Raw genomic sequence first — 18,964 nt, 5'->3', positions numbered from 1 at the left:
ATTATTATCAATAGTTTTTAACCAAAAACGTTACCCCAGAAAGCACTCGTCGATGGACGTTATCTGATGCTTGAGCGCCAAGCATTTCTTGTTAGATAGTCGTTTATTACCCATAAATTCATCACCTACAAACAAGCTAGTTCATACTGTTTACCGTCTTTCATATTAGCCTTCGAACTCTACGACTAATGTCTAACTACCTGAGACTATTTGTTTTTTTTGGTTTGGTATAAGGTACTAACAACTAAATGTTAATGAATCTTTAATGATAAGTTGACGCATTGTTTACGCTTCTGCGTGAGTCAATAACGTTTGTTGGAATAACACGCCTTAGAGTGTGAACGAAAGGAATCAAAATGAGCAGTACTTTAGAGTCCGTACATATACAAGCAGATAAGCCTCAAGCCAATGAGGATGAACTCACTTATGAACAACAACACAAACCAAGATCGGAATTTGATTCCCGCGAACAATATTTAGAACATGAATTACAAATCATGTCGCCTAAGCGCTGGCGTCCCAATTTGCCGTTTAAAGATTATCGATTCGAGATAGAAGACACCATCCCAGCGATGGCAGCGACCATTGGTAAAGTTGTGATGGTAGGCGCGATTGCTGCCACCTTTGCAGGGGCTCTCGGATTAAATGAAGACTTCATTCTAGAAAACGTTCGTTATGAACTCCTCATCGCCTCTGTTTTCATCATTATTTTCTCTGGCTTTTTATTGCCGACCGCGAACCTCGCAGGTACACACGGCCCACTCATCCCTTTAATTCCGATTGTCGTTGCAGCAGGCGGTCACCCTATGGCGTTTGGATTGCTGATTGGCGCTTTTGGCCTCATCTTAGCCATCAGTAAAGGTGGCAGCATGTTGGCTAACCTCACCAGTAAAGGCGTGTGTGGCGGCTTGTTGCTCTACCTTGGCTTTGTTGGAACCGCCTCTCAAGTTAAGAAACTGTTCGCTTGGGCTGAAGGAATCGGCATGAGCCACATCGCGTTTGTCGTGATCTTCTGCACCATCATTTTGTACGCGTTATTAGAACATTTCCGTAAGCGCTGGCTAGCCGTACCTCTTAGTTGTTTACTGGGTGGTACGATTGCATTTGCCATGGGTGCCCCATTTGCTTTCCACACAGAGCCAGGCTTGCCCAACATGAACCCTATGTATTGGTGGGGAGAAGATACAGGTTGGATGCTAGGCCTACCAACGATTGAACACTTCATGGTGGTATTGCCGTTTGCGATTCTAGCCGTAGCAATGTGGTCACCAGATTTCTTAGGGCATCAAGTATTTCAAAAGATCAGCTACCCAGAACGTACCGAAAAAGTACACATGAACATTGACGACACCATGACCACGGCTTCAATTCGTCAAACGTTCGGTTCTCTGCTTGGTGGTACTAACTTTACATCTTCATGGGGTACTTACATCGTGCCGGCGGCGATAGCTAAGCGCCCTATTCCTGCTGGCGCTTTGCTCACAGCTCTATTCTGTATTATCGCCGCGGTTTGGGGTTACCCGATGGATCTAGCTATCTGGCAACCTGTATTGTGCGTTGCGCTTATTGTTGGGGTATTTGTTCCATTGCTAGAAGCGGGAATGGAAATGACTCGTGAAGGAAAAACCACACAATCAGCAGCGATTGTTGTATTTTCTTCAGCACTGGTTAACCCAGCATTTGGTTGGGCTCTCACCATGCTGTTGGATAACTTAGGCTTAGTCGGTTGTAAAGAGCGTAGTAGTGAACTGAGTAAAATGAGCCGTTGGGTGTTGCCTGGCATTATGTTTATTGTGCTAAGTGGTGTAATGGCGCTGGTTGGCCTTCTACCGGGGATTCCGGCGATTATCCCGAGCTTTCGTTAAGCTCGATTAATATTTAGTTTTAATAAGAACGCAAAAAGGCCTCGCACACGCGAGGCCTTAGTTCATTAGAGATATATTTACTTCGATATAACATCACACTTGGTTTCATCTAAACCAAGCCCTTTTGCAGCAAGCTTACATTGCTCTTTAATGTCTGTTATCTGGTTATCCCACTGCTGATCAAAAGATGGAAGTGAATTACTGTTGATAGTTGCGAAATACTGATCGCGCATTAATAAAAAGTTTGACCTAATAGCCTGTTGATCAGCATAGACCTTAACAGCCTTAGTGAGCAGCTTTGCGATATCTTTCGGGTCATATGCTATTGACTGTAGTCCATCCTTATCAGCCCCACCGAGAGTAATTTGATACAAAATGTCATAGTAATCACGCTGAATACGATGCACCTGTTTCTGATACCTATCGTAACTGGTTTCTTCTACGGCCTCGTTGAGCTTATCAATATTACCTTTCGTAAATCCATTAAGTAATTCAAAGGTATTGTTTTTTATTAGTTTAGATTTGTCTTTCTGCGATTGCGCAATAATTGAGTATGAAAGCTCATTGAGGCGCAATGCCCTGCTCAATGCTAATTGTTTTGCTTGCGGTGAAATAACAAAGTTGATGATATCGTCCGCATTAGGCTTGGTGTTGGCGTACACTTCTTTAATATCAGTGACTTGTTTCACTTGAAAATCGGACATAAGTGTTGAGTTAGTTAGCACGTCTCCTTGTACAAATTTAGGTAAAGGCCTTGGAGCACACCCGATAACGGTATCTAGGGCTCTCGCGCCTAACGTAAGTTCGTTGCTAAAAACTTCAGTAAGTTGGTCGTTGTAAGGTTGGCACCAAGATTTGTCTGCAACTTCGTTTGTAGACACACATCCAGCGAGTAATAAAACGATTAGTGTTAGATACTTATACATAAGAAATCTCTTTATCTGACGTTGAGTTTAAAGCCTCCCCACATGATGAAAGGTGCTGTTAAAATTATTTTTATCAGTAAAGAGGTCATTACAGGTTAGATTAGCCATTTACAGACAAGTGTGACACCTGTTGTATATTTAACGATGAAGATATAAATATTTCGTATGTTAGGTACTTGGTTTGTATGAAGCATACAACACTCCCCTCAAATGGAGTTCACCGATCTCTTTAGATGAACGATCGAGGGGGAGAACATTCTTTGCCGCTGTACGTATAACTGCACTTGTCACGAGCGGTATTCAGTTCCTCCCCTTTCCCGTTACCAACAAGGGATTGGAGATGTAAACCAAGGGGAGGCTAGGAGGGGATTTGTAGCGGATTCTCACATGCATCCGCCCAAGTCGATTCACTCAAACTACAGAACAAAAAAGGCTTCGCAATCGCGAGGCCTTGTTTTATCTGTGTTCCAACGAACAAGCAGCGAAGCAATTTGAGATGGTAAACCAAATCAACTAGAGAGCCATTCATCCAACACTTTGATGAATTTAGGGTTGATGAGATAACCGATGGAAGCATGGGGATTGCTTTTCCCGTTGCGAATATTGAGGTTATAAATCGGGTGGATGTCTTTCATTCCGCCGGGTATCAGATCCAGTTCGAGCATATCTTTAAAGTCATTTTTAATTTTGCTGTCATGAGAGATAAAATCATCTTCTGCCGATATGTTTATCCATTGCTGAATGTTTAACGGGTACTTCTTCTCATCTTTCAAGCGGCTGCCCTTTAGCCTATCTTTTACGTTTTCATCGCCTAACGGTGACCCGAGCGTGAGCAATAAGTTGACCTTCTTATCCGCACCATAGTCGTGTCTATACTCTCCGTAATGAGACAACTTCCATAACACGTCATAGCTAATTATCGACCCGAGACTGTGCGATACAATCATCACATCATCTTGATTATCAAGCGCTTCCTTCAGTTCAACCATTAGCCTGTGCCTGACATCGCTACCAAAATAGGTATCTTCATTCCAATAGTGCGCCATATCCGGCGCGACCTTCGTTATGAGTGTCTCAGCCACTCCTAGCTTTCCAAATAGCGATGAAAAAGTATCTGCTAACGCCTCTTTTAGAAAACCAATTTTAGATACCTTGTTATACGTTGTTTTATTGAACTGGCTTGTCTTGTACTTTTTGAGTTCAGACAGCGCTTGCTGTCGACTTGCAGGGTCTTCCGTTGGTTTGTCTAACAATGTGTTTGATAGTTCACCGTAATAAACAAAGCGTTTATCGACATCTTTAAAGGCTTGTAATGAACTTGAGTCTCCACAATCTCGCTGCAAGCCATGTTCTATAGCCTCGTACCAAAGTGATTGAAGGGAATCTTTATCGGGCTTTTGAGCGCGACCGTGAATGAATATTATTTTCTTAGCCATAGCAGGACGTCCTAAACACATAGTTAAAATTATTATCAGTAGAAAGCACCTCCTAGATTCGGTCAGCCCCTACTAATAACAGTGGTGCTACTTACGTATCTAGGAGTGGTTGATAGAGCATTTATATAACTATGAGGCCGTCGTTTAAGGACCATAAACGAGTGAACGATGCGATCATCACTCGCAAATTGAAATGAATGTAGCTAGCAAAACCTCCAACTCACAAAAAGGCCTCGCACACACGAGGCCTTAGTTTTATCTATCAACGATTACAGCGCCCTACTTCACTGACTCCACGGCTTTCATCATCATTGTGTGAATGGTGCTAGTAGACTAAAGCCTCCCCCTCTAGCTCCCCCTCGAATGGAGTGACTCGATCTCTTGAGATATATGAATGAGGGGGAGAACATTCTTTGCCGCTGAACATATAGCAGCACATGTAGCGATCGGTATTCAGTTCCTCCCCTTTCCATTACCAACAAAAAGATCGAAGTTGTAGACTGGTCAGGGGTCGCAGAGTAATAGAGTTGATATTGAAGCACCAAGAACATAAAAAAAGTGTTACTCAACTTCCTGAATTCAACATTATAGAGTGAATCTTTTGGACAATAGAAATTGACCCTATTTATCTTTCGATGGAAGTAACGTATGTGTATGATATTATTTGCGCATCGGATACCATACTCTAGAACAGAGCATCACCATCCCGATCAAACAATGCTTTTAATCGACGGAGCCGACAAAAGTGTACAGAAAATATGGCAAGTTAATTACTAATTTATTGGCTACTGACCAAAGCCACTATGTTGACCAGCAAGATGATGGTACATACAGAAAAAAAGCTGGCGTGGTCAACTCTGAACTAATCAAACAAGTTCTTCTCAACCAAAAATCAATAGCAATATATCAAAAAAACAGTGACTTAACGATAAAATGGATATGCTTTGATTTTGATATTTTAAAATCATGTATCGATTCCGGCTTAGTTGCCCGAGGAGAGAAAGAACTAAAGAAAACAATTGATGTCTTTTGCAACACTCTTGAACAAAATGAGATCCCATTTTTACTTGAGTACTCAGGAAACCGTGGTTTCCATGTATGGATTACTTTTGACGAAGCATTAAATTACAGATCTGGGTTTGATATACAGCAGGCAATCTTACAAGATGTTAATCTAAATTTTGATAGTAGTTTAATTGGTATTGATTTATTTCCTCACTCCGCAACACCAACAGGAGGAGTTGGTCTGGGCGTAAAAATACCGTTATCGAAGCACAAAAAGTCGGGATGTTATTCTTACCTATTACCCAACAGGAAAGAAGTCGAAAAAGTTCAGAAAATCGATACCCTATCTGATGCAATGTTATCCGAAAATATAAATATTTTAGAAAATCATACCTCAACCAACAGATCTGCATTAGAGAAGTGTCTCGGTACATTTTTTGAGAGCTATGAATCAGAGAATGTCCAGTACAACAGAATAAAAAGCATCAAGGTTCAAAGAAAGCCATTCAATCTACAAGCTCTGCTGGATTTATGGAGTGATGTTAAACCTCTTAAGAAACTAGCTCAAAAAATTGAGTTTGGAGAGAGTTTAACGCATCAAGAGCGTGTATTAATAGTAGGTTTATTGTGTAATTTGGAATGTAAAGATGAACCTAATTTAAGCAACATTATCTTACACGAAATTTTTAGTAAGCTAGATAATTATGATGAAAAGGTTACTGAATCAGCGGTACAAGCTCTAAAAAATTTCAATTTCCCTATTCAAGATAAGATAGAAAGTACACTATCTTGCAAATTTGATGATTCACTCTCCGTTGAAGAGCTAATAAAACTCTGTATTCCAAACTTCCTTGAATATACAGAGGCCAATTTTGAGTTCTCAAATAAAGACATAGAGATCACACGAGCTGCCGAGTTGAATTACTTATTTATGAACGATGAGGTTCAGTCTAAGATAGTAATTGAAGAGCTTTCTTCAAAAGATAATCGTGAATTTTTAGCGGAATTGGAAGCGTTTATAAATGGATCAAATAACTGGGGCTATTATAAACATGTAAGGAATGAAGAAGATAAAACACGAGAGCTTGTTACATTAAACTCAAGCACTAGAGTTATGACTTCTTGTATTCTTAAGCAAATCGCTTACTACCTTGACATTAAGTCTGATAACAATTCTCACGGTTATCAGATAAACAAAGGTTTTGACGGTGGATATATTTTCAAACCATGGCTCTACTTGTGGCTTAAGTTTATTTCGAATATCACAGATGCTATTGAAAATGAAGCATACAAAGATTTTTATATTGTTAAGACAGATATAAGCGGCTTCTATGATAACATTTCGCATGACAGACTTAAAAGATTATTACTAGGTGATGGTGACTCTGCAATAAAGTATAAAGTAGAGTCAATGAGAAACGAAACAAGCAATAGATACAAAAAATGTCTTAATTCTATATTCAATATGACACAGGAAATTGTTGGTGGCAGCAAAGGTTTACCTCAAGGGCCTGCATATGCTCGTTTCTTTGCAGAGTTATACTTATCTGAGATTGACATAAGTTTTAAAAACAAGTTATCGAACAGTGATATACTTTTATATGAAAGATATGTTGATGATATATTTTTTGTAACAAAATCAAAAGACGAGGCTGATAATCTTTTAAATGAGATTAGCAATAACCTAGGGCTTTTAAACCTAACTCTTAATAGCGATAAAACCGTAGTTTCTAAAATATCGTCTTTTCATAATAAATTCGATAAATATAGATCTCAGTCGAAATATGCGGTAGATCAGGTATCAAAAACATTTGTTACATCAAGTGAAAAACAAAAAAACAATGCTATCAATGAGTTCGTAACGCTTGTTCAGTCTGATTCTTGTCAAGATGATCTATCTTTCATCTTCTCACATCTCGATGGAGTTCCAGAGCTAAATGCAATAAAGACAGAACAGATTCTTCCTGCTCTTGAAAGAGCTATAGGGAGAGGAAGCTTGTTCAAGAATTTGTTTAATTTCCTGTTTGAGCTAAACGACGGATGGGAAGTAATTTATACAATTGACAAGTTTGATACTTTACAGTCTGAAGTATTGACTTCATGCATAATAAACGCTATTGAAACAAATAAAGATAATAGAGAGACGCTAAAAAAAATCATTGAAGCTGTCGAACCTAAACTCACATACTCAAGAATTGTTTGTGAACATATAGCTTACTTAATCACAAGCTTTAGTATAAATATAGAAATAACTAAGATTGAACCAGAGCATTATATTTCAGCATTAACATCCATATCTGATTATAGTAAGGTAAATGCGGTAGATGAATTGATAGCACATTTAGACATCTATATAAATGATATAAAATCTTTTAAGAATGTCATTAAGGTTATTTATATCTTCTGTTTTAATGATAACGAAGTTGATCTAAGTAAAATCGCATCTTTGTTCTTTGCCAAAATGTCAGTAGAGGAAAAATATAATACTTTCTCTTTATCAGATATTGATATTTCTACTTTAGATCCGATTACAACTAAGAAGTTTTATTACCTTCTTTGTCTGTTCTCTGTATCTAAATCGATTCTTTCTACCGATTTAATCGAATCTATGTGGAAATATTGTGTATTTTTATTTAACTCTCTTTCTAATTACAATGGTAATTTCTTTGCTCCTAACTGGTTGGAAAAGTTAGATAAAGTTGAAATTGATAATGCTACTGCAAATTGGGTAATATCTTCAATTGTAGATGGAAACCTTTTTAGAGGACTTCCTGATGACAAAAAGATATTCGAGCAGTACCACAATGCATTATTAGTATATTTATCAATAGATAATAGAAATTGGAACAAAGATACAATTACGAGCAAACTCAATGAATTAAAGACTAAATCAACTTTCTATGATTGGCTTATAGTAAACGAAGGTGTTTCTATTTTCCCCCAAAATAATAAGAAATGGTTTGAAAGAAATATAATAGAAAACGGTACAACAACTCTACGTAAAGGCAATGAAATTCTCATCAGAAAACCTAGCTCATTATTTACTTCTAACAAGAAGGACTTAGAGCACAGCAATGGATTTTCTGAAATTATAGTCGAATATAATAGAGAAAGGCTGACAACATTCCGCCGCCATATAGATGATATTGACATAAGAGCAAGATTTAAGCTTCTAACAATATTTCTTAAGAATATACAAGAAGGAGAAAATATCCCTAGTGTATTTTGTCCTGAGAGAGTAATAACACCAGATGCCGTTTCGGTTTTTTCTAAAGAGTTTTGTTATCATTCAAAGATCATTTCACATGATGAAGTAGGAAATGTTTCTTCATATGAGAACTCAGTAGATAGCTTCATAAACTCATTTTTATCTTATATTTCTGAAAGTGACCCAACTACGAAGAAATTGAAGGAAAAGTATATTAATAATTTGGATATGGATATTGATAAGGTTCAGTTCCTTATTAAATTCTATTCACAAATAACAAATGAATCATGTGATAATTCTGATTTTTTCTTTGATATCGCGATGGCAACCTCTCTCTATATATACCTTTCAAATCTTGATTCAATAACACGTCTGGAAAGGTTTTCAAAACAATACTCAATTTTTCACAACGAAGTGAGTAATCAGGATATTTTCATTGTTGAAGATGATATGAACATCGACGACTCTAACCTTCATTCAGTATTATTTTGCATCCAAAACTCACTTTCTAAAATTAATAAAAATCTTTTAGTTACAATTCCTTTTCATCTTCATGAGGATATTTTAACTTACATAAAAATAATTGAAGAACAAATTTCTAGTAGTCAGCTTGAAAAAGACAATATTACGCTCAAAGACTTTAAGATATCTCAAGTCAACGCTTTCTTGACATCGAGAACAGTAAGAATTGATAACAAAAGTTATGCGTTCAACGATGTACTGATAGTAAACCCTAAGCTCAAAGAAGTCGTTTCATTTGAAATGAAACATCTCGCCTTGATTAATGGTTCTGAACATATTTATTCTTATCAAAATGGCGAAACTGTATATATTATTTCACTAGCTAACTGTTTAAGTGTTATGTACTCAACTCTTCGAGAGCGTTATAACATTCTAATTGAAAAGCAGAAACTTAAATATAGTTACCCTATTATTACATTGTCAGCAAGTGATATAACCTCATTAAATGGTTTTGATGACGCTTCAGTTGTCGTGAAACATCACAATGGTATCTCGATATCAGAAGCAGAAAATCTACTAACAAAATGGCTACACCACCTACCTCAGAAGTTCCATCAACCATTAATTACTTTGATTAGTTCACATGAATGCATGCTAGAAAGTGAAATACAAAAATTCATTCACAAAGTAAAAGAACTAGATACACCAAACAGCAACCTCTTTTTGATCAAAGAAGTAGCCGATTACAACGGTACACACAGGATCCTATATCGCGATAAAGATATTGGCAGAGGGGTTGCTACATTTACCCCACGTTCACTTACCAACGACTCAAAACAAGCTACCCTTATTACAGATCTTGTCCTAACAGGTTCTCAGGTGAAGAGAGCGTTGGAGTTCTATTTAAAAGGCAAAGGTAGCAGGCCGAACGACAACTATTTTGAATTTACTGAAGAAGATCATACTAACCTATTTAGTATATTCTCGAAGCTTGAAGTGCTTAATATTTGCACTGTTCTTTATACCGAACAAGCAATCATAAAAATACAAGAGACACTACAAGGAATCCTCGGGACTCAAATAAAAGTAAATGTCGAAAACGGAAGAGACATTGGTGACAATGCGTTTTTTGGTAGTACAACTAAGATAAATCAACATGAGAAGTCAATTTTCACAAATTTGCTGCTTGATGAATTCGCTTTATCTGACCTGTACGATCATTTATCCCACGCAGGTACATATACTAAGTATAAAGATGAAAATGAAGTCAATAAGATGAACGTTGTTGCTAGGTACCAATCCCTTCCAAAGAAATCGTTTAGCTTTTTAACCTGCGGTACTAAATCTGAGGAACATTGTAAGCCGTTTAACAGAATATTAGAGTTAGCAGATAAGTAAAATTCAAACTGAAATTATTATGTGTATCTAATTTACAACATTAGATACACATGTGTCTTCTAACTTACAACTATCGAACCTTCAATTTTTGCCAAAACAAAAAGGCCTCGCAATTGCGAGGCCTTTGATTTTCTATCTATCAGAAGAGATTAGTCGCGAAGTGCTGCGCCGAATTTCTCTGAGATTGAAGCTACGATAGCATCTACTGAACCAGCGATGTCTGCATCTTCAAGTGTGCGCTCTACAGACTGTAGGCTAAGTGCGATTGCTAGGCTCTTCTTACCTTCTTCAACGCCTTGGCCAACGTATACGTCGAACAGTTTAGCGCCTGTTAGGAATTCGCCACCAGCAGCGATACACGCTTCAACGATGTCGCCAGAAGCTACTGCTTCGTCAACAACTACTGCGATATCACGACGGTTTGCAGGGAACTTAGATACTGCTACTGCTTCTGGAAGCACGCGAGTGTTGATAGCTGCCCATTCGATTTCGAATACAATAGTACGGCCGTTAAGACCAAACTTACGCTCTAGTTCTGGGTGAACAGTACCAATGATACCCACTTCTTTGCCGTCTACTACGATAGCCGCAGTTTGACCTGGGTGAAGTGCTGGGTGCTTAGCAGATTTGAAGCTGTATGCGATTTCGTTTGCAGAAAGCTCAAGAACGGCTTCTAAGTCACCTTTAAGATCGAAGAAATCTACAGTGTTAGTTGCAATGTCCCAGTGCTCTTCGCCACGAGTACCAGAGATAACGCCCGCAAGCATCATTTCTTGGCGCATGCCGTTTTCAGCAGTTGCTTCAGGGATGAAACGTAGGCCTGATTCGAATAGACGAACGCGAGACTGTTGACGCTTCTGGTTGTGAACAACTGTGTTTAGTAGACCTTGGATTAGGCCAAGACGCATTGCTGACATGTCCGCAGAGATTGGGAATGGCAGGATTAGCGGCTCAACACCAGGTACAACAAGCTTTTGCTGTTCTGGTTCTACGAAGCTGTATGTGATTGCTTCGTGGTAGCCACGGTCTACAAGAAGGTCACGAACGCGCTTAAGCGGTTGGTTAGCTTCTTTGTGGTCATTCATTTTAAGTGCCGCTTTAGGCGCTTGGTTTGGAATGTTATCGTAACCGTAGATACGACCTACTTCTTCAATTAGGTCTTGCTCGATTGCGATATCAAAACGCCAAGATGGAGACGTTGCCGTCCAACCAGCTTCTGTCGTCTCCGTATCTTCTACAACAGAAACAGTACAACCTAGGCGAGTAAGAATTTCCACTACGTCTGTAGATGGGATTTCGTGACCTAGTAGGCTGTCTAGCTTAGCGCGACGTAGAGCAACTACGTTTGCTTTAGGAAGATCAGCTTCAGATTCGCTGCCGTTTACTGGCGCAACTTCACCACCGCAGATTTCAACTAGAAGCTGTGTTGCACGCTCCATTGCTGCTGCTTGTAGCGTTGAATCAACACCACGTTCGAAACGTAGAGAAGAATCTGTGTGAAGGCCGTAAGCACGTGCGCGACCACGGATGTGATCCGGTGCGAAGAATGCAGCTTCAAGAAGTACGTCAGTCGTTTCAGTAGTAACACCTGAATCTTGACCGCCAAAGATACCAGCGATTGCTAGTGCTTTGTTTTGGTCTGCGATAACAAGTGTGTTGCTGTTTAGTTCAGCTTCGTTGCCATCTAGAAGTGTTAGTTTTTCGCCCTGCTCTGCTAGACGAACCACGATACCGCCTTCGATCTTAGCAAGATCAAATGCGTGCATTGGTTGGCCTTGCTCTAGCATCACGTAGTTTGTGATGTCTACAACTGGGTCGATAGAACGGATACCACAACGGCGCAGTTTTTCTTGCATCCAGATTGGAGATTCCGCTTTCACGTTTACGTTCTTAACCACACGGCCAAGGTAACGTGGACAAGCATCCGTTGCTTTGATTTCAACAGATACTGTGTCTTCAATGCTTGTTGCAACAGCGTCAACTGTTGGCTCTGTAACGTCTGCGCGGTTTAGTACGCCAACTTCACGAGCAAGGCCGCGGATGCTGAAGCAGTCTGCGCGGTTTGCTGTTAGGTCTACGTCGATAGTTACGTCGTTAAGCTCAAGAAGCTCACGTACGTCCATACCTAGCGTTGTGCCTTCAGGCAGCTCAAGGATGCCGTCAGACTCTACGTCGATACCTAGTTCAGAGAAAGAACAAAGCATGCCGTGCGATGGAACGCCACGTAGTTTTGCTTTCTTGATTTTGAAGTCACCAGGAAGTACTGCGCCAACTGTTGCTACTGCTACAGTTAGGCCAAGACGACAGTTAGATGCACCACAAACGATGTCTAACAGCTCTTCTTCGCCGATATCAATTTTTGTAACTTGTAGTTTGTCTGCGTCTGGGTGCTGACCGCACTCAACCACTTTACCTACTTTAACGCCGGTGAATTCACCAGCAACAGGTTCTACATCGTCAACTTCCAAACCAGCCATAGTGATTTGGTGAGCTAGCTCTTCGCTGTTAATTGCAGGTTTAACCCACTCGCGTAGCCAAGATTCACTGAATTTCATAGTTTTGACTGCCCCGGATTACTTGAATTGTTTAAGGAAACGAAGGTCGTTCTCGAAGAACGCACGAAGGTCATTTACGCCGTAACGAAGCATCGTTAGACGCTCTACACCCATACCGAATGCAAAACCAGAGTATTTCTCAGGGTCGATGCCAACAGAGCGAAGTACGTTAGGGTGAACCATGCCACAGCCTAGAACTTCTAGCCATTTGCCATCTTTACGTTTCACGTCGACTTCAGCTGAAGGCTCTGTGAACGGGAAGAATGAAGGACGGAAACGCACTTCAACTTCTTCTTCAAAGAAGTTACAAAGGAAATCGTTAAGAATGCCTTTAAGTTGTGCGAAGTTTACGTTCTCATCAACTAACATACCTTCCACTTGGTGGAACATTGGCGTGTGAGTTTGATCGTAGTCGTTACGGTAAACACGACCCGGAGCAATGAAGCGGAATGGCGGTTTGCCGTTTTCCATCGTACGGATTTGAACACCAGAAGTGTGCGTACGTAGCATTAGATCAGGGTTGAAGAAGAAAGTATCGTGATCAGTACGAGCTGGGTGATCGTCTGCGATGTTTAGTGCATCAAAGTTGTGGAATGCATCTTCAATCTCAGGGCCAGACTCAGTGCTAAAGCCAAGCTCACCAAAGAACTGTTCGATACGCTCAACTGTACGAGTCACTGGGTGAATACCACCGTTCTCAATGCGACGACCTGGTAGGCTCACATCGATAGTTTCTTCAGCTAGTTTCGCTTCAAGCTCTGCACGTTGTAGTGCGTCTTTGCGAGCTGCGATCGCTTGTTGAACAGCACCTTTCGCTTTGTTGATCTCTTGACCAGCAGTGCGACGCTCTTCAGGTGGAAGTTTACCTAGGCTTTGTAGTTGAAGGGTTAGTTCACCCTTCTTACCTAAATACTGAACTCGCACTTCATCAAGTGCGACTAACGAATCTGCTGTATCAATAGCAGTCGTTGCATTAGCAATGATCTCTTCTAGATGTTGCATCATTTCCTCATCTACCAGTTGGTAGTGTCCGTATCGGATGATTAGTTTTTTTAGATAGCTACACATAGTAATCAAACACGCTACCAATGCCAAATTGAATCGCTAAAAGAACAAGTTATTGACTAAAAACACGGCAAATTTAACGTTAGAAAACAGAATTTCATTGAAATCGATGAAATCAAAGAGAAACCGATACAAAAACGTCACCAAGTGAGACAGTTTGATTACATTCACAGAACCTTGTTTGAGGCGTGGTGTTAGAAAGAGATCAGTAGAAGAGTGAGATTGAGATTGAGAATTGAAACCAAGGAGCGAGGTTTAAGACCACCGCTCTTTGGTTTATTCGTAGAATAATCTGAATTTAAAACTTAACAATTGAAGCTAAAACATCGAGCCTTTAGAAGTAATACTCCAACGCCACCTCAACAAAATCGTCCTTGCGAGCAAAGAACAACAAATCCTCCGGGGTTTCGTTCTCAAACAACCAAGCGTTCAGTCGCCACTTGAGGTTATTGTTAATACGGCTAGATGCTTCGAGCTTTGCGCTGTAGACATCGCTGTTATCTAAATCTTGAGTAATGCCCGTTAGCACCTCGGTCCCGTCTTCATCGTTCAAGGCGAAACGCGCCCCGAGGAACACATCGTTTTGACCGATGGTTTGGGCGTTATTACCTCGGCTGTCATACAGATATTCAGCAATGAAGCCGATGTCCCAGTATGATTCAAGCGCCCCAACCCATGTGTATTCAAAGCCTGTCGCGACACCAGTGTGGTTGTCGTAGCTATCGCGATAAATGCTTTCAAGCTTCCATAACCAGTCGCCGATAATGCCTTGCACATCGAGTCCGAAGTGCTGCATTTGCGCGTAATACGGCTTTAGCTGATTGCCTTCTACACGATAATAAGGGTCGCGATTGGTGCCGCCTAAGTAGCTTAATCCCACATCCCAATCGCCGTACATTTGGCTATAACGCAATGCCACATCGACGTGCTTTTCTTCTCTCGAAGATTCGTAAAGTGCATCGTCCGATACAGGTACAGTCGGCCTTAATCGACCGTCTTCCCCTGCAAAGGTACGCTCACGAAAATACGGCAATAACATGGCATCAATGGTTCCCCAGTCTTTGATCGACGTGAAGTGCACCATAGGCTGACCTAACTTGGATTCACCATCGACCGATTCAATAGCATCGGTTTGGTTTACTACGTCCACTAAGTGCGCTGATTCGGTCACGCCCCAGAACACCTTGCCGACACCCGCTCGCAGTTCGTAATCATCCCAGTAGGTAAGATACAAAGCTTCACGAACGTCACCATGGGTTCGCTCATCGTCTTCGCTGTCTAGGCGATAAAACGGCGTGAAGGTAAAGCTGCCATTGCCCTCTTGTTGCTCCCAGTAAAACTCCGGTTGCAACACCAGTGAGCTTTGCCCTTTATCCTGCCCTTGTAAGCCGTCACTAAAGAACTGCCTGTGTTCAAGGTTTACCTGCCCTGCTAGCTGTGGGGTGACCTGTTCTACGAACTCAGAGCTAAAACCTGCTGCCACACATGGCAACGACACCTGCATAAGCCCAACTGTCGCTGCCAAAGTTAAAGATAACTGCGTTCCTGTTAACACAATCCTTTTCATATTCTTGCCTTACTTTGCACGTTTAAGTGTGTTTTTTTGAAAATCCTTGTCCTTAAGACCGGTCTGGAACGCTAAATCTGTCGTGGTTAATACCGTACTCTTGCCTGTTTGGTGGTTTTGCATCGACATAGTGTGCGCGCGCCAGTATTGGTTTAGGTATTGTTTGTAATCTTGGAACGATAGGGTTTTGAGCAATGCGCCTTTACGGTCGTAAAACTCCACTTGAACTGGGCGGTAATATTGTTGGTCTAGCCATACTTTTTGCATGGTGTAGCCGGAGTTTTTATCGGTCGGAACTTGCTCCAATACAAAGGTATCCACGCCTTCAATTTTGGCGTCTTCAATGTAGTTGAAGGTGTACTTTCCTAACTCGAACGAGCTCAAGTCTTCGTAAGCAAATTCACTGCCCATAAACGGGCCAGATTTGTTGCGTGAAGAGATGCGTTTTACACGTTTCAATGCAGGCAGATACAACCATTGATCATCAGACTTAGTGATGTGTGAATGGTTTAAGAAAGCCGTGCCTTTTACGTCGCGTGGCTCATCAAAAATAGTTAGGCCTTTATCACCATCGTCATCCACTTCTAACGATTTCAATCGCATTAGGCGTGTGCTGCTTTCGCCTTGTTTATTGCGAAGTAGCATTTCCATGGTCGCGACAGAATCGCCCCACCCCATATCAACGGCTTTACGTTGTTCGGCAATCTCTAGGCCTTTCGCTGGATCGGCTAACGCAGGGAAAGCGGCGAATGTGCTGATGCTTAACGTGCTCACTGCAAATAATGTAGTAACGAATGATGGTTTAACGCTTTTCATAAATTTCTCCTTGAGTCAGCCCACCGCAGCAGGCTGACGATTCCTTATTTAGTCGAAGTAGACAGTTCGCCAGCTGGGCTAGATTGCTCTGCTGTAGTTAACTCGGCTTTAAGTGGCTTTGATTCGTGCTGAGGTTTATCTGAGTAGTGAGTCTGTTTGTCGAAGATCATCAGTAAACTTGGTAGCAAGATGAAGTCGACCACCAGCGCAATGAAAATCACGATCGCGCTGAGTAAGCCCATGTCGGAGTTAAGTCTGAAGCTCGACATCGCCAGTACAGAGAAACCAGCCACAAGTACGACAGTGGTGATCCACAATGCGCGACCAACAGTGTGGAAGGCGTAACGAACCGCTTCTTCTGCTGATTTACCTTCCATTCTGGCGCGTTGGTATTTACTCAAGAAATGCACCGCATCATCGACCACGATACCCAATGTAAGGGTGACAACGACTGACAAACCCAAGTTGATTTCGCCCGAAATAAACGCCCATAAACCAAAGCCGATAATCGCTGGGGCAATGTTTGGCACTAGGCTGATGATGCCTAAGCGAACCGAGCGCAATGCAAAGATCATCAAGCCAGAAATAAGCACTAAGGTGATAGGCAGTGTCGATAGCATGCTCGCCATGTTGGTTTCGCCAATGTGAGCAAACATCAGTGATGGGCTCGACGCGACCACTTCATACTGAGATGCATTAGCGGCAAACCATGAGTAGATGCGCTCTTCGAGTTCCACCAATTCCACACTGCCTAGGTTGTCTACCGTAAGTACCATTTTGATCGATGACTTATCGACGTTGATCTGGTTGTTTAGGTCCAACCCATAAGGCAGAGACATCTCATATAGCAGTAGGTATTGCGCGGCAAGTTCACGGTTAAGTGGCAGTTGGTAGTAACTGTCATCATCGCCATGCATGTTCTTATTCAAACGCATGTAAACATCGGAAAGCGTGGCCACATGGTCGGTTTCTGGTTGAACGCGTAGCCACTCAGTAAAGTCGCCAATCGCTTGTAAGAACACAGGATCAGCAATCGCTTGAGATTCGTTGGTTTTGACTGCGATGCTGATGGTGGTCATGCCGCTTACGGTCTCTTCCATGAAATCGGCTGCTTGTCTGAACTCACTTGATGTATCGAAATACTTCACCGATTCATCATTCACTTTGTTGAGTGGAATTAACGCGGCAGCACCCACAATCACAAGAGTAGAAATAGGCAGCAATGCTTTACGATTGGTCACGACAAAGTCACCGAGCTTATCCATGAAGGTCACTTTATCTGCCGCTAATGGATTTGCTGGCAAGCTCTTAACTGGCAAGAGTTTTAACAGCGCAGGAAGCATAGTCACAGAGAGAAAACACGCGATGATCACGCCCAATGCCGACAAGTTACCGAAGTCTCGCAATACGGGAGAATCCGACATGTTCATCATCAAGAAACCAATCGCGGTGGTGACAGAAGTAATTAAGATCGGCATCGCATTAAGCTTGATGCTGTATTGAATGGCTTGTGCTTTCTCCATCCCGCGTTGCATCGCTTGTCTCATGGTCACAATCACGTGAACACAATCGGCAACAGCAAGGGTTAATACTAAGGTTGGAACGTTAACCGTCGCGGTGCTGAGGAACATCCCAGCCCAGCCAGACAAACCCATGGTCGCGACAATCGACGAGATAATCACAACTAAGGTAGCCACCACACTAAAGAATGAGCGCAACATAAAGGTCAGGAACACCAACACCACCAACAGCATTAACGGAACCAGCGTTGAACTGTCTTCTTGAGCCGACATCATAAACGCGTTGTTCATGGCAATGATGCCCGCTTTATGGAATTCGACATTCGGATAATCGGCTTGATACTTAGCGATCATGGTGTTGATTGCTGCAATGACTTCTTGCACTTCGGCGGTTTTATCCACTTCAGGCAATTGCACGGTCACGTTCACAATGGTCACGTCGCCAGAGGCCGATACTAAAGCATTCTTAAGCAGTGGTTCGTTGAGCGCGATCTGTTTTACTTTGGCGATCCGCTCTGGCGTGTGCTCGTATTCTTCGTACAGCAAGTCTTCCACTAAGAGGTCATCTTCAACCGCTTCGGTATGCTGATAATTGGCAAGCGAATCGACACGGCTTGAGTACGGGATCTGCCACGCATCGACCGTGAGGTTTTGAATTAGGGTGAGGGTTTCTGGGGTGAAGACATTGCCATCTTCAGGCGCGACAACAATCGCGAGGTTATCGGTTTTTGCAAAGGTAGTTTGAATTTCGTCGAACGCCATCAACTGTTTGTTGGTGCCTTCGAAGAAGATGTTGTAGTCCCCTCTAAAGTAGAGGTTCTTTGCCCCTAATGCAGAGAGAATGATGATTGAAAAAACCACCAGCAGAACGATAAACGAACGCTTGGTCGGTATTGAGTGCCAACTGTTATTTAGATCCCCGCTATCGACGTTACGGTTATCTCGATTTTGGTGATCGAAAGCGAGCTTCTGGCTGTCATGTTCCATCACAGTCTCCATTTGTGACGATTCGTCATAGTTGTGTCTTAAAAAGCCAGCCGAAGCTGACAAAAACACAATTCTTAGTCATATACTCAAGAAAGCCTAAACCACATTCGGCTAAACTTAAGTTTGTGACGAATCGTCATAAATGGTTATTAAT

General features: G+C 41.6%; 9 protein-coding genes. 2 read left to right on the top strand and 7 right to left on the bottom strand.

The features are described 5' to 3' along the window. Positions 1 to 356 precede the first annotated feature (356 nt). Positions 357 to 1,865, top strand: a complete 1,509-nt coding sequence (locus ITG09_07325) for a DUF3360 domain-containing protein (GenBank protein ID UPR53425.1) — start codon at positions 357 to 359, stop codon at positions 1,863 to 1,865. Positions 1,866 to 1,942: 77 nt separating this feature from the next. Here the strand turns inward: ITG09_07325 and ITG09_07320 are convergent, their stop codons facing one another. Both ITG09_07320 and ITG09_07315 read right to left on the bottom strand, forming a co-directional pair. After that, the gene (locus ITG09_07320) at positions 1,943 to 2,791 is read right to left on the bottom strand and encodes a hypothetical protein (protein UPR53424.1); all 849 of its coding nucleotides are present in this window, start codon (positions 2,789 to 2,791) and stop codon (positions 1,943 to 1,945) included. 509 nt (positions 2,792 to 3,300) lie between these two features. Beyond that, positions 3,301 to 4,227: a hypothetical protein gene (locus ITG09_07315; protein UPR53423.1), complete on the bottom strand. Its 927-nt coding sequence runs from the start codon at positions 4,225 to 4,227 to the stop codon at positions 3,301 to 3,303. 745 nt (positions 4,228 to 4,972) lie between these two features. Here ITG09_07315 and ITG09_07310 point away from each other — a divergent pair. Beyond that, positions 4,973 to 10,300: a hypothetical protein gene (locus ITG09_07310; protein UPR53422.1), complete on the top strand. Its 5,328-nt coding sequence runs from the start codon at positions 4,973 to 4,975 to the stop codon at positions 10,298 to 10,300. A 149-nt stretch (positions 10,301 to 10,449) separates the two neighbouring features. On the opposite strand, the gene pheT is transcribed toward ITG09_07310, so the two are convergent. The 5 genes from pheT to ITG09_07285 all read right to left on the bottom strand — a co-directional run bounded on the left by pheT (position 10,450) and on the right by ITG09_07285 (position 18,873). After that, positions 10,450 to 12,855: a phenylalanine--tRNA ligase subunit beta gene (gene pheT, locus ITG09_07305; protein UPR53421.1), complete on the bottom strand. Its 2,406-nt coding sequence runs from the start codon at positions 12,853 to 12,855 to the stop codon at positions 10,450 to 10,452. Positions 12,856 to 12,873: 18 nt separating this feature from the next. Next, positions 12,874 to 13,857 (bottom strand): phenylalanine--tRNA ligase subunit alpha, encoded by a 984-nt coding sequence (pheS, locus tag ITG09_07300; GenBank protein UPR53603.1) that lies wholly within the window; start codon positions 13,855 to 13,857, stop codon positions 12,874 to 12,876. A 397-nt stretch (positions 13,858 to 14,254) separates the two neighbouring features. Beyond that, positions 14,255 to 15,487 (bottom strand): hypothetical protein, encoded by a 1,233-nt coding sequence (locus ITG09_07295; GenBank protein UPR53420.1) that lies wholly within the window; start codon positions 15,485 to 15,487, stop codon positions 14,255 to 14,257. Between the two features lie 9 nt (positions 15,488 to 15,496). Continuing rightward, positions 15,497 to 16,303: an outer membrane lipoprotein-sorting protein gene (locus ITG09_07290; protein ID UPR53419.1), complete on the bottom strand. Its 807-nt coding sequence runs from the start codon at positions 16,301 to 16,303 to the stop codon at positions 15,497 to 15,499. A gap of 44 nt (positions 16,304 to 16,347) precedes the next feature. Further along, positions 16,348 to 18,873, bottom strand: a complete 2,526-nt coding sequence (locus tag ITG09_07285; GenBank protein ID UPR53418.1) for an MMPL family transporter — start codon at positions 18,871 to 18,873, stop codon at positions 16,348 to 16,350. Between the last annotated feature and the right edge of the window lie 91 nt (positions 18,874 to 18,964).

Origin of the sequence: Vibrio cyclitrophicus, from assembly GCA_023206055.1 — a bacterium.
Lineage (GTDB): Bacteria > Pseudomonadota > Gammaproteobacteria > Enterobacterales > Vibrionaceae > Vibrio > Vibrio cyclitrophicus_A.
This window is presented reverse-complemented; position numbering and strand designations above follow the sequence as displayed.